Source organism: Anabaena sp. CCY 9402-a, from assembly GCF_963920945.1.
GTDB lineage: Bacteria > Cyanobacteriota > Cyanobacteriia > Cyanobacteriales > Nostocaceae > Trichormus > Trichormus minutissimus.
This window is the reverse complement of sequence record NZ_CAWUDL010000004.1, coordinates 31309-44630: the sequence shown is the minus strand read 5'-3', so window position 1 is coordinate 44630 and position 13322 is coordinate 31309. Positions and strand designations below refer to the sequence as shown.

The 13322-nt window shown below is 39.4% G+C and carries 13 protein-coding genes and 1 pseudogene; 5 read left to right on the top strand and 9 right to left on the bottom strand.

Translation table 11 applies throughout. The annotated features are described in order from the left end of the window. The first annotated feature begins 182 nt into the window (after window positions 1–182). Window positions 183–1373, top strand: a complete 1191-nt coding sequence (locus ACM0OR_RS02770; protein ID WP_414574909.1) for an FtsW/RodA/SpoVE family cell cycle protein — start codon at window positions 183–185, stop codon at window positions 1371–1373. A gap of 140 nt (window positions 1374–1513) precedes the next feature. On the opposite strand, the gene ACM0OR_RS02765 is transcribed toward ACM0OR_RS02770, so the two are convergent. From ACM0OR_RS02765 to ACM0OR_RS02755, 3 genes are read right to left on the bottom strand one after another with little or no spacing between them, the layout of a single operon-like run. After that, the gene (locus ACM0OR_RS02765; RefSeq protein WP_414574908.1) at window positions 1514–1909 is read right to left on the bottom strand and encodes a toxin-antitoxin system TumE family protein; all 396 of its coding nucleotides are present in this window, start codon (window positions 1907–1909) and stop codon (window positions 1514–1516) included. Beyond that, window positions 1899–2189 carry a hypothetical protein gene (locus ACM0OR_RS02760; RefSeq protein WP_414574907.1) on the bottom strand — a complete coding sequence of 97 codons (291 nt, stop codon included), beginning with the start codon at window positions 2187–2189 and terminating at the stop codon, window positions 1899–1901. Before ACM0OR_RS02760 ends, ACM0OR_RS02765 begins: the two co-directional genes overlap by 11 nt. Window positions 2190–2219: 30 nt before the next feature. Continuing rightward, window positions 2220–2345, bottom strand: a complete 126-nt coding sequence (locus ACM0OR_RS02755; RefSeq protein ID WP_414574906.1) for a hypothetical protein — start codon at window positions 2343–2345, stop codon at window positions 2220–2222. A 243-nt stretch (window positions 2346–2588) separates the two neighbouring features. Between ACM0OR_RS02755 and bchI the strand changes: the two genes are divergently transcribed. Both bchI and ACM0OR_RS02745 read left to right on the top strand, forming a co-directional pair. Then, entirely contained in the window at window positions 2589–3713 is a 1125-nt protein-coding gene (bchI, locus tag ACM0OR_RS02750) for a magnesium chelatase ATPase subunit I (RefSeq protein ID WP_237989711.1), read from the top strand. A 165-nt stretch (window positions 3714–3878) separates the two neighbouring features. Beyond that, complete coding sequence (locus ACM0OR_RS02745) at window positions 3879–4175, top strand: hypothetical protein (RefSeq protein ID WP_190702167.1); 297 nt, start codon at window positions 3879–3881, stop codon at window positions 4173–4175. Between the two features lie 9 nt (window positions 4176–4184). Here ACM0OR_RS02745 and ACM0OR_RS02740 read toward each other — a convergent pair whose 3' ends face one another. Next, window positions 4185–5276, bottom strand: coding sequence for a DNA polymerase beta superfamily protein (locus ACM0OR_RS02740; protein ID WP_414574905.1), 1092 nt, complete (start codon window positions 5274–5276; stop codon window positions 4185–4187). 64 nt (window positions 5277–5340) lie between these two features. Then, window positions 5341–5613, bottom strand: a complete 273-nt coding sequence (locus tag ACM0OR_RS02735) for a hypothetical protein (protein WP_414574904.1) — start codon at window positions 5611–5613, stop codon at window positions 5341–5343. A gap of 98 nt (window positions 5614–5711) precedes the next feature. On the opposite strand from ACM0OR_RS02735, the gene ACM0OR_RS02730 reads away from it, so the two are divergent. After that, on the top strand, window positions 5712–8009 hold the full coding sequence (locus tag ACM0OR_RS02730) for a DNA cytosine methyltransferase (RefSeq protein ID WP_414574903.1): 2298 nt from the start codon (window positions 5712–5714) through the stop codon (window positions 8007–8009). A 25-nt stretch (window positions 8010–8034) separates the two neighbouring features. Here the strand turns inward: ACM0OR_RS02730 and uvrC are convergent, their stop codons facing one another. Together uvrC and ACM0OR_RS02720 are read right to left on the bottom strand one after the other, a co-directional pair. Beyond that, complete coding sequence (gene uvrC / locus ACM0OR_RS02725; protein WP_414574902.1) at window positions 8035–9912, bottom strand: excinuclease ABC subunit UvrC; 1878 nt, start codon at window positions 9910–9912, stop codon at window positions 8035–8037. A 130-nt stretch (window positions 9913–10042) separates the two neighbouring features. Continuing rightward, a pseudogene (locus ACM0OR_RS02720) lies at window positions 10043–10171 on the bottom strand (IS630 family transposase); the annotation flags it as partial. A 529-nt stretch (window positions 10172–10700) separates the two neighbouring features. Between ACM0OR_RS02720 and psb32 the strand changes: the two are divergent. Next, window positions 10701–11438, top strand: coding sequence for a photosystem II repair protein Psb32 (gene psb32, locus ACM0OR_RS02715; RefSeq protein ID WP_414574901.1), 738 nt, complete (start codon window positions 10701–10703; stop codon window positions 11436–11438). A 135-nt stretch (window positions 11439–11573) separates the two neighbouring features. Here the strand turns inward: psb32 and ACM0OR_RS02710 are convergent, their stop codons facing one another. Both ACM0OR_RS02710 and ACM0OR_RS02705 read right to left on the bottom strand, forming a co-directional pair. Then, complete coding sequence (locus ACM0OR_RS02710) at window positions 11574–11957, bottom strand: DUF4346 domain-containing protein (protein ID WP_414574900.1); 384 nt, start codon at window positions 11955–11957, stop codon at window positions 11574–11576. Window positions 11958–12048: 91 nt separating this feature from the next. Next, window positions 12049–13227 (bottom strand): GNAT family N-acetyltransferase, encoded by a 1179-nt coding sequence (locus tag ACM0OR_RS02705; protein WP_414574899.1) that lies wholly within the window; start codon window positions 13225–13227, stop codon window positions 12049–12051. Window positions 13228–13322 lie beyond the last annotated feature (95 nt).

Sequence of the window (13322 nt, the reverse complement as noted above, 5' to 3'; positions counted from 1 at the left end):
GTTATAAGTGTAATTCCTCACCTTTAATATTCTTTCTGCTTGATTACTCATTCAACCCGAAGAACCCCACCCCGCCAAAGCTACGCTTAGTCTCCCCTCCCTGCCTGCGGGAAGGGGATTAAGGGGTGGGGTAAGATGACTGTGGTAATCATCTAATTCCTAACTTTTACCTGTACTGCATCGTGAATCTACGCAGCCTAATTCCAATTTTTGATGATTCCGTCTCCAGCTGGGCATTAGAAGCGCGGTTGTTACGCTGGTTAACATTTACTTGGCTATTTATCGGCTTGATTATCCTGTTTTCAGCCTCCTATGTAGTAGCTGATGTTCGTCAAGGCGATGGCTTATTCTACTTTAAACGACAAATTATTTGGGTTTTCGCAGCCCTGATTGGATTCAACATCATTGTGAATCAACCCTTGCAGAAAATTCTCGGCGTATCCCATTGGTTACTAGGAATATTTTTAGCCTTAATTTTTGTAACCCTCATTCCAGGATTTGGTAAAAAAGCCTTTGATGCAGCCCGTTGGATAGCCATTGGGCCGATTCCCATACAACCATCAGAATTAATTAAACCCTTTTTAGTTCTGCAAAGTGCGCGATTATTCGGTCAATGGGAAAGACTAACTTGGCGGGTGCGTTTAACTTGGCTGGGTATTTTTGGCTTAGTAATTTTAGGAATCCTCGCCCAGCCTAACTTAAGTACAGCTGCACTTTGCGGTATGACTATCTGGATGATTGCTCTAGCAGGTGGCTTACCTTACAAATATTTAGGAGGAACAGCAATAGGAGGATTTTCGTTAGGGTTACTCAGTATCAGTATTAAAGAATATCAACGCAAGCGGGTGATGTCATTCCTGAATCCGTGGGCGGATGCAACAGGAGATGGCTATCAGTTAGTACAGAGTCTCTTAGCCGTAGGTTCTGGCAAAACTTGGGGTTTAGGGTTTGGGATGTCCCAACAAAAGCGGTTTCATTTACCAATTCAAGACACAGATTTTATTTTTGCTATATTTTCGGAAGAGTTTGGCTTTGTTGGCAGTATTTTACTGTTGCTCATGTTAGCTGCATTTGCCACCCTAGGGTTAATTGTGGCACTGAAGGCGAAAAACCCTATATACCGATTGGTAGCAATTGGTATCACCACTATCATGGTTGGACAATCACTGCTCCATATTGCTGTGACAACAGGTGCATTACCAACAACAGGCTTACCCCTACCGATGTTTAGCTATGGTGGTAATTCTATGATTGCTAGCTTGATAGGTTCAGCCTTGCTAATTCGGGTAGCCAGGGAAAGTAGCGAAGCCGAGGTAGTACCTTTAAGAAGACCCCAACTTGAAAAGAAGCGTCAACGCCGGCGAATGTTGTAACAGTGAGATCAGCGCGATGGCGTAACCGCCCGCCGGAGGCGATGAGCTACGCTGCACCGTAAGTGATCGCACTTTGTATGTATGATAGCCTGTACCTTACAATCATTGACCGTGTGTGGCGATCGCATTTTGTATGATAATCAAGAAGGCGATCGAACTAATATTTTTTCAATTTCCTTTAGCACATCAGCTAAAAAAGGAGCAATTGATTTAACAACGTTATCCTCACTTCCTTCATGTTTATGATGAGGAAAAGTAGGAAGATTTAACTTCCGGTGATGCTCAGTATTGTCATAGCGAAAAATTAGATTATTCTCTGAACTCATATATTGATAACTATACATTTTTCTGTCTATAGATATTTCCACATAAACAAATTCTCTCAAATGAAGCAATGAATTATCTGGAAATTCGAGCTTTCCCCTGATAAAACCTTCATACATTCCTCTTTTTTCGGTTTCAATATTAGATGATTGAACTATTTGCGAGGATTCAATTAAAATCTGAACCTGCTGAAAATAGTCTTCAATCAACAAAATGAATCTCCTCTATCGATTCTTTTGTTTGTTGTAAATGTGCCAACATTTGAGCTTCTCCGACCCATTCATCAAAGTCAAAACTATGAGAAAATTCATCATTATTAAAGCGGATGATAAATTCCTCAGTCGATAATTGATATTTAGTTTCAAATTCCTGAAGACGTTCTTCTGCTCTTTTAATTCCTGCGGTTACACTTTGTAATCTTTCTGACAAAGCACTTTGAATAATTCGTCTAAGGGAATCTGGATTTTTTGACCTAAGTTTAAGTTCAGCCATTATCTTTATCTTTGCCTGCTATTGTAGAGTTTACCCCACCCAACAAGAGCGATGGCGTAACCGCCCGCCGGAGGCGATCGCACTTCCTATGTATGATAGCCTGTACCTTAATACCATTGACCGTGTATGACGATGCACTTCCAAAAAATTATCCATCCACTAAGCAAATCCATGTAGTGGACTAACACGACTGAAATGTTGCATTAAAATTCTCTTGTGGTGTGGGACAGACAGCCCGCACAGGACGGGCTAAAAGCCCATCCCACAAGAGAAAGGGGGCGAATTGCGTTGGCGTTAGCCTTCAGCTTGCGGTATTGCGAATTGATTTAATCTTCCCCGAACCCCCAACTGTGGCACAATAAAGAACTGTAATAAGAAAAATATTGTTAAGGTAATTTAGTGACTCCAACTGCTCAATCCACGGCAAGTGTGCGTCGCGTGGTATTTCCATTTACGGCAATTGTAGGCCAGGAAGAAATGAAACTGGCTCTGCTGTTGAACGTGATTGATCCCAAAATCGGTGGTGTAATGATTATGGGCGATCGCGGCACAGGTAAAACCACAACTATCCGTGCGCTGGCTGACCTACTCCCAGAAATCCCCGTCGTTGTCAATGATCCTTTCAATAGTGACCCCAGCGACCCCGACCTGATGAGCGATGAAGTCCGCCAAAGGACAGGCCAAGGAGTCGAAATTCCTATAGAACTGAAAAAAGTTCAAATGGTAGACTTACCCCTAGGAGCTACAGAAGACCGGGTTTGCGGTACTATTGACATCGAAAAAGCTTTATCTGAAGGTGTAAAAGCTTTTGAACCAGGACTGCTAGCTAAAGCTAACCGGGGTATCCTCTACGTGGATGAGGTCAACTTGCTAGATGACCACCTAGTAGACGTACTCCTCGACTCTGCTGCTAGTGGCTGGAACACCGTAGAACGGGAAGGTATTTCTATTCGCCACCCAGCAAGATTTGTCTTGGTAGGTTCTGGTAATCCAGAAGAAGGTGAACTACGTCCCCAACTACTTGACCGCTTCGGAATGCACGCCGAAATTCACACCGTCAAAGAACCAGCTTTGCGGGTGCAAATCGTAGAACAAAGGTCAGAATTTGACCAAAATCCCCCAGTATTTCTAGAGCATCATAAAACTGAGCAAGAAGCACTGCAACAAAAAATCGTCAACGCTCAAAAGCTATTACCAGAAGTCAAACTTGACTATGACTCACGGGTGAAAATTTCTGAAGTTTGTTCAGAATTAGATGTAGACGGCTTGCGGGGTGATATCGTTACCAACCGAGCCGCCAAAGCCTTAGCAGCTTTTGAAGGTCGCACAGAAGTTACAATTGATGATATACGCCGCGTCATTACCTTATGTCTGCGTCACCGTCTGCGGAAAGACCCCCTAGAATCAATAGACTCTGGTTACAAAGTTGAAAAAGCTTTTGCGCGTGTCTTTGGTGTAGAACTACCAGAAGATGACACTACCCAAAAAAATGGTACAGGTCAAATGAAGACAGGTGTCCGGTAATCATTCTCAGTGAACAGTGAACAGTGAACAGTGAACAGTGAACAGTGAGTGATAACTGATTTAACATTCCTGACTCAGTTACAAAAAGCTGTAGTAATTACTGTTCACTCACAACTCACAACCGGCTAAACGCCGCGCTACCGCTAACAGCACTCATAACTGTTTATGAGATTTTGTCAATTTTGGTTAAACAGCTTCATTTTAGCTAGTCAATACAACCCGCCTCGGTTTGTAGAGTTAGTAATGTTGATGCTAGCGATCGCTATGTTAAGCGTTGCGATCATTGTACCAGCCGAACCCTATTTAGTATTGGGCTTAAGTTTCGTAGTAGGTGCGGCTATTTCTATATTAGTGCGAGAAGCGATCGCGCCTTCACCTCAAACCAGACTCACCCAACTCACCGCAATATTATTACTCCTCATCAGTTTCTACGGTTTCGCCGACTTAATCAACACTCTTTAATGATAACTATTACTCCCACCCTTCCATTTCCACTAATTCCATACACAAATCATTAATTTGCTCTAAATCTGGTTGATGTGGTAAAGCTGATGTTGCATAGACAGATTCCATTTGAGCCACTAAATCATCTGCCATTTGCATCACCTGTTCATAAGAATATTCACCCTTGAGAATAGCTTTTAAATCCTCAACATCACCTGCTATTCTCCTATCTACAATTACTTCTCCTGTTTGCAATATTTCTAACCCACTGCGTAGTAATCTAATGCAGTGCATCCCGTGTTTGAGGTCAAAACCTGACTTTCTTTCCATTTCCGCCCTAGCCGGATTTCTATTTTCTTGCCATGATATATAAGCCTTCCATTCTCTTAAGGCTATTTGATAATTTTGACTTTTTTGTAATAAGCGAATAAAATCTTTCCGACTATTGGTTAATTTCTGGATGTAATCTAAAACTTCATCAGGCAAAGCGTACTGTTTTAGCACACCTTTAAAATCAATATCAGCCGTGAGTAATTTATATAATTCTTCAGCTTCTTCTAAAAATTCTATTCTGCCCCTAATCAAGATATAAAGATACTCTAAAAAAGCATTTAATTCATCTTTAATTAAAGGTTCTTCATTTTCTATGCCAAAATCAGATGGTAGTGGTTTCTTTTGTGGCGGATGTAATAACCACTTACGATGAGTTTCCATCTTTTTAATTTGAGCAAAAGCATAGCCAGAATAAGTATGTTTAACTTTTTTGCTCAAGAATAATTTTTTATGCTTAATGAGATGCTGTCCAACAGATGTTAACACAGGATAGTTAGGCAACCACAGCAATTCTAAAACATTAGGATTAGCCCCTGCTAATAAATGAAGGACTTTCTTTAATTCATAGATAACGGTGTCTTTATTACCATCAATAAAAGGAAAAATACCGGGTTCATCCCAACCAGCATCTTTTTGTTCAATGCGGTCAAACCCCAAATAATATCTTTTAGGTGCAATAAACACACCTCGAAAATCCCAATCAGACTCAGGACGATTTAACCCATAGCCGTGACTACCTGCTAAACCAATGAAGATAGTTCTTTTTTCAACTTCAATTCTTTTCATATGAGCCAATTAAAATATAGCAATTTTATCTGACTAAAGGTGAACTGCCAATTAACGGTATTTACTATGTTAGCTTCTTTCCACTTTGGTTTTCCTCCGCGCCTGGTTTCTCCCAAAATCCTTCCATAACTAGCTTTTCCCACTTATGCAAAACTTCTCGTACCGTTTTTGCCGTCAAATGAAAGTGAGTCGCTATTTTCTCTCCGTACCAACCATTTGCACTCAATTTAATCACTTCTGCTCCGTCTTTCACTTTCTGGGGTACATCTGCCGTTCTCAAGTTAAAAAGAATTTTACCTTTTTCTGGAGTCAGAAACACTCTTAAACGGCTTCCCATATCCCTGTTTCCTTGGTAGACACATTATACGTATTTATTTATCTTTACACAGGTTTGTTTTTTCGCCTTGTTCTACTTATTAGCGAGAAAAAAATAGTGTGGAAATTTTAGAAACACTTAATTTTGTACTAGACAAGATACGTATATTCATTTACTCATTATATTCTGTTATAATGTTTAACTTAGTCGTTCAAGGAAATATTTTAAGAATTTTTATGGAGGGATTAAAACTCAAATTTGCTGATTTATTTGCTGGTATTGGAGGTTTTAGATTAGCTTTTGAAAAAGCTGACTATGAGTGTGTATTCTCCTGTGAGATTAACGAGGCTTGTCAACAGGTTTACTTGAATAATTTTGGAGACATACCTGCAAATGATATCAGAAAAATTGACAGATGGAATCTACCTTACTTTGATGTTTTAACAGCAGGATTTCCTTGTCAACCTTTCAGTATTTGCGGCAGAAGAAAAGGGTTTTATGACACTAGAGGTACTCTATTTTTCCATATTTGCGAAATTATTGAATATATTAATCCGCCTGTAGTTATTCTCGAAAATGTTAAGCATATATTACATCACGATAAAGGTAGAACATTAGAAGTAATCTTATATTCTTTAGAAGATATAGGTTATGTAGTTAATTACGAAATACTTAACTCTAAGGATTTTGGCTTGCCACAAAATAGAGAAAGAGTAGTATTTGTTGCTACGAAAAATAAAAAATTTGATTTTGGACTGCTCAAAAAAACTTATCCGTTCCCTAATCTAAAAGAATTTTTGTGTACTTCAGGAGAATTTGAATACTTAAATCCTCAAGAATACACAATGATAGATAATCCGAAGCAACAAGAATCAGGTTTAATTTTTGTAGGATATCGTAATAAAAATATTTGGAAAACAGGTATTCGGCCAAACACAGAACATTTGTCCAGAGTTCATCATCAACCAAATAGAATCTATTCCATAGAAGGGGTGCATCCAACAATACCATCTCAAGAGACTTCAGGGAGATTTTTTATTTACATACCAGAAGAAAATGCAGTTAGGAAATTAACCATTAGAGAATGTTATAGAATTATGGGTTTTCCTGATAGTTTTAAAACCCATAGTAATTTAGCAGAGTGTTATAAGCAAATAGGCAATTCAGTCTCTATCCCAGTGATGTATGAACTTGCTAATCAAATTAAAAAACAAGTTTTTTACCATCAAGAGATAATGAGTGGCATGATCAATATTACACAAAGTTGTCATGTTAAGCAATCTATTCAATTAGAAATTCCGTTTATGAACAGTCATAGAGAAAAACTTATACAGATTTATCAAAGCACATCTGAATTTGAAATTAGTCAAATTGAATTACCACAAAAATATCAAGATTATATTGTAGAAATCGCCAAAAAATGCTTTGCAAGAAAAGCAATTTGTACGGTACTAATTACTCTTTTGGTACATAAAATTTTATATCCAACCCAAGATATTAGATACCACCAAGCCGAAATGCCAAATGGTTTCTCTGGGAGGAGTATAGATACAAAGTACATTACTCCTACATTAACAGAGTTAGGCTTACCAGCAATGGCTGAAAGTGGTTGGTTAACTCGTTCTTTTGAGCAACCTTATCCTTATACATTAGATTATAACGGCAATATAAGTCCTAAACCTTTAAAAACCGCATTTCTCAATATTATTGATTTTGTACAGACACATCCTGATAAATCAGAAGATGTATTAAAATTGCTTCTTAAGTTGATAAAATCAGCTAAGGATGCTAATGTAGTTGAAATTATTAAATTAACAAATCCAGAAAAGTTAGATATAAAAAGTTTAGTCAATGCTTTAGAGGAACATTTTAATTACAACTATAAAACTGATGGTGGTTCAAAATTGCCTGTTATTGCTTTTTATGCCATTTATCAAATTTTACTTAAAGAAATCTCCAGATATAATTCATGTACACTAAGAGACTTAGGTAGTCATACAGCTTCTGACCGAACTTCTAAAACTTCTGGAGATATTGAAATATTTGATCAAAATAATCATCTTGTTGAATCTATAGAAGTAAAACATGGTCAAGAAATAACTCTGCAAATAGTTTATCGTGCTAAAGAAAAGATTCTTAAATACCATCCTGGGCGGTATTATATCTTTGCTTCAAACTATATTAAACAATCAGAAGCAGATAAGATTAATATACTTATTAAAGAAATTTCATCAGAACATGGATGTCAAGTAATTCTTAATGGAATTATTTCCACAATTAAATATTATTTAAGATTAATTATGTCTATCACAGATTTCATTGATGGTTATTCTAAATTAATAAAATCAGATACGGAACTTAAAAAAATTCACAAAGAGAAATGGAATGAAATTTTAAGTAGATTAATGATTGATTAATCAAGTGGATATCAAGTCAGCTTCTTCATGAGGGATGAAAATAGTCATAGATTGTTTGCGCCAACTTCGTTCCAATACCTGGAACTTCTGCGATTTGTGTGGGTGTGGCTTGTCGGAGATAGTCAACAGAACGAAAATGTCCTAATAGCAGCTTCTGACGATGGTGTCCCAAACCGGGAATTTCATCTAAACGCGATCGCTTTAATTTATCACTCCGTTGCTGACGATGGAAACTCACAGCAAAACGATGCGCTTCGTCTCGCAGTCGTCGCAACAGTTGTACCCCTGGTTGTTCAAGATCAGTAGCTAAAGGTGTTGATTCTCCCGGTAAAAAAATTTCTTCTCGCTTCTTGGCTAAACTCACCACGCGCAAGTCTTCTAATAAATTCATCTCCTGCAAAACAGCAACCACTGAAGATAGTTGTCCTTTACCGCCGTCTATCATCACTAAATCAGGCCAGTCAGGATTATCTACTCTTGGTAATTGTGGATCTTCTGCATACTTGCGAAACCGTCGTTGAATCACTTCCGCTAAACTAGCGAAATCATCTGAATGTCCTATGGTGACTGTGGGATTTTTAATTTTGTAGTGGCGATAATATTGTTTGGCGGGTATCCCATCGATGAATACAACTTGGGAGGCGACAGCATTTGACCCTTGAATGTGGGAGATATCATAACCTTCGATGCGGTGGGGTAAGTCGGGTAAATCGAGAATCGCTGCTAAATCTTGCATCCCTTGGTGATTGCGATCGCCTAATTTTTGCATCCGTTGCAATTCATATTGGGCATTACGTTCCACCATCTCAATTAATTCTGCCTTAGTTTGACGCTGAGGAGTTAAAATTGTGACTTTTCTTCCCTTGTGTTGCGTCAAAGCTTCCGCCAACATTTCCCCATCTGGTAATTCATGCTGTACCAAAATTTCTGCGGGAATTTCCACCGAGTCAGCAGTTTGGTAATGTTCCTCTAATACCCGTTGTAAAATTGCGCCTGGTTCAGCTTGAGATTCAGCCACAAAAGCTAAACGTCCGACCAATTGACCGGCGCGAATCTGAAATAATTGAATACAGGCGTGTTGTGCGTCGGCTGCCAGAGCGATCGCATCCCGTGAAACGGTATCATCGGGTAAGGAAACCTTCTGTTGTGCATTCAGAGACTTTAAGCCAGCTATTTGATCACGAATTCTCCCAGCTGACTCAAAGTTAAGGGATTCGGCCGCTGTTTGCATTTGTTCAGTCAAAATATCGATCAGTTCTTGCGTCCGTCCTTGAAATACCATTGCGACTTTCTGCACAGTTTTACGATATTCTTCTGGCGAAATCAGCTTTTGACACACACCTGGACAGCGACCAATATCATAATTTAAGCAAGGACGGTCTTTAAACAGTGGTTGCGGTCGTTGTCTTAAGGCAAATATCCGCTTAGATAGGTGCAGTATGCCTCTTAATAGACCTGAATCAGTATAAGGCCCGTAATACTTATCTTTTTCTTTGCCTAGTTGACGTTTGCGAGTGATGAAAATGCGGGGATAGTCTTCTGACCAAGTGATACAGACGTAGGGATATTTTTTATCATCTTTCAGCAGCACATTAAAGTATGGTTGATGCTGCTTGATTAAGTTTGCTTCCAACGCCAAGGCTTCCGCTTCAGTATCAGTGACGATAAATTCAATTTCCGTCACCTGTTTCACCATTGTGGCGATACGTTCAGTTTTGTTGTAACCATCCCGGAAATAAGAACGGACACGCGATCGCAATTTGCGCGATTTACCTATATATATAATGCGATCGTTGCCGTCTCGCATAAAATAAACCCCCGGTTCTGGGGGAATTTCTGCCAGACGCACTTCCAGGCGTTCCGGGTCTTTAACCAGTGATAGTATCTCAGCAGATGTTGTCACAATCTTAACTTAGGTAATTTTACAAATTTACCTATTCTTATTCTAGGAAAAATCACTGGTTTTTGTGTAAGAATTCAAAATCTACAATCTAATAGAAATGCTTGAATGAATAGCATTCGCTGCTATAGGACTAGTATTTGATTTCTGAAAAAACTCCGTACATCTGGAGAGACAGAAAATCAAACGTAGTGTTTCGGATAAACCACTCAAACATCCACTTTAAATGAGAGAATGTTGGAATTAAAGCACAAAAACGCCTTTGGCTTTATCTAAGTATTTTTACGTTTTGTTGAGAAAGCTCCGGGTAATGGATAGCTTGGAAACGGGGAATTTAGGGGGATCAAGCCACATTTAGCACCTAGCACTCCAGATGTGTGTACACCGTAGTCCTCGCAGGAGAGGGAAAGGTCATCGAATTGACGATTAAATATACATCGTCATTGCGATCACCTCCGGTGGGGATACTGTTGGCGAAAGTGTTACAAACGGATAAACAAAGGTGTTACAACTAAAAGCCGCAACCACAGATTGAAGGTTTGAGCTTGCGTAATATTTTAAAATACAAAAATGTATTACATTCGCCAACAGTATCCGGTGGGCGGGTACGCCATCGCCTTTTCACCCCCACCATTCCAGGTTAAAAAGTGGGGCGAGTAAGTAGTTTCAGTACCACTCAAAACCTGATTAAGCCATGTGTAAGTCCTGAGTTAGATAAATCGATACAAGAAGAGATTTTGACATTAGTTGTATAGTATTTTTGATGCTAGTCGGTATTATAGGATCATCAAATGGAACAGCTCCTCAACCAAGTTTTTAGGATGAAAAAACTTCTCATCCGGCTGATTTTACCTTTGCTGACGGTGATTCTAGCTTCTTCGCTATTTACCACCTCTGCATTAGCGACAGGTGTATATCAGATACCCAACCTCACACCAGGTGATTCTACCTGGGTTGTAGATCAAAGTGAAGTTATCAGCCGTATCAACGAAGGTCAGATTAGCAAAACCTTCGAGGAATTGGCAAAGCAAACAGGTAATGAAGTCAGATTTGTGATAATTCGCCGCTTAGATTATGGGGAAACCCCAGAAAGCTTTGCTAAGGCACTATTTGACCAATGGTTTCCTACTGAGGAAGCTAAAGCAAATCAAACTTTGTTAGTGCTGGATACAGTCACTAACGGTACGGCAATTATTTCTGGAGATCAAGTCAAATCTCTGCTAACAGATGATATTGCTAAGAGTGTGGCTGATGAAACATTAGCTGCACCCTTACGGGATGGTAATAAATATAATCAGGCATTTTTGGATACGAGCGATCGCCTAGTTGCGGTTCTCTCTGGTCAACCTGATCCCGGTCCTCCCGAAATCGTTGACAAAGTACAGGTAGAAGGCACTTTCAAAAAAGCGGAAGAAACTGACAAAGGTAACGCCACTGCTTGGGTAGTCGGACTTTTAATCGCTGCCACTATTATTCCAATGGCGACTTACTATATATATTTGGCAGTTCAACCATCATCGGAAGGGTAATTAGGGAGTGGAAAATGGAAATTTTAGATTTTGCGGAAAGTTCTGTAGGCGGGTTTCCCGCCGTAGGAAACTTTTCAAGACGGATTTTAGATTGAAACTGAATCCAAAATCCACTCATTAAATCCCCCCATATCCTTAATCTTGGATGTACTCTTGCCCTGCGACTAAAGCTACTTCAGCGCGGACAAATTCACGACCCAAATAAGCTGCGTGGTCTAGCTGACTTACAGGACAGGGCTGAGTTTCCTCAAAAATCCTAACGCATAGTTCTTTAGCTGTTCTACCGCTAAACACTGTTGTGTGGGTGCGTTCCACTTTACCCTTAGCAGGAATAACTTTTCCTGTTTCTGGATCTACGGCTAAACCACGGTCATCAATGACATTTGTAAAATGTTTAGCATAAATTAAACCCTCTGCTCGATCCAAATAGATAATAAAATATCCATCAGGATCAAGCTCGATGTGACGGTGAGAAAGTCTATCATCAATAGCCGCCAAATTTTCCAGTATCAAATCCATAAACGTTCTCAAAATTAAATTTATTTATTCAAGGTTTTTACACTCCATATCAAGTGTAAATCTTTCTCAGCTATCATTTACCAAATATCAACTACTCTTGTTTACTAAAAGGTAACTCTGCATTAATCGCCTCAATTTCTTGCTGTTCGAGTTGATTTACTTCCTTAATGTAGGGAAGTAAGATTTGTGATAGACGACTATTATAGAAGCGATGCAGACTGTAATTAGGCGCAGCAGGAAACCCGCGACGTTTTTTATGCCGTCCGCCAGCACCGGGATCAAATGATTGGATGCCGTTAGCGATCGCCCACTCAATCGGTGCATAATAACAAGCATCAAAATGTAAGCAATCGATTTCTTGAAAACTTCCCCAATAGCGACCGTATAATCTATCGTCTTTAAACAAGCAAAAAGACATACCCACCGGTTGACGTTCATCTTGTTCGCTATAGGCAGCAAAAAATACAACTCGATGACGATAATTATTGTGTAACTGCTCAAAAAACTGTTTGGTTAAATACTTGCTACCCCACCAGCCAAACTTATCACAAGTGTCAGCATAAAACTGGTACATCAAAGGAAACAAAGATTTAGGAATATCATCCCCAGTTAGTGGTTGTAGTTTTAAACCTACTTTTTCTACAGCCTTGCGTTCTCGCTTGATATTACGACGCTGGTTAGCATTAAAACCCAACAAGTAATCATCAAAACTCTGAAATCCTAAATTTTCCCAAATATAACTATGGTGTAACCAAGGGGTAAAACCTGTTTGTGCCAAAACCGGTTGCCAATCGGGGTCAACATAGAGAAAATGACAGCCTGAAATATGATTTTTGAGACAAAAAGCATCAATTTCATGTACCATCATCGCTGTAATTTCCAGCTCATCTTCCCCAGGTGCTATTAAAAACCGATAACCTTCAGCTGGAGTAAATGGAGTCATCCCCAAAAGTTTCGGGTAATATTGCACCCCGATGCGTTCCGCTAACTCTGCCCACTGCTGGTCAAAGATAAATTCGCCATAACTATGACCTTTGAGATATAACACAGCAACAGCAATCAGCGTTTTATCTCGCCATAAAGTCAAGTGATTTGGTAGCCAGCCAGTTTTAGCTGTAGCACTCTGGGAATTTTCCAGATTATGCAACCAATCCCACTCTAAAAAAGGAGTTTTGAGGGGTAAAGCTAAAGCATCCCAGGCATCTTGGGGTACTTCAGCAACTTTGTTGATCCAAACGCTAGAATAACGCGGCTTGAGTTGTTCTACCATTGTTGGGGGATGAGGAGTGGGGACAAATCAATTCAAAATTCAAAAGTTGGTATTGGGAATTGGGGAAAGCATAATCCTTACCCTTTCGCCTTTTC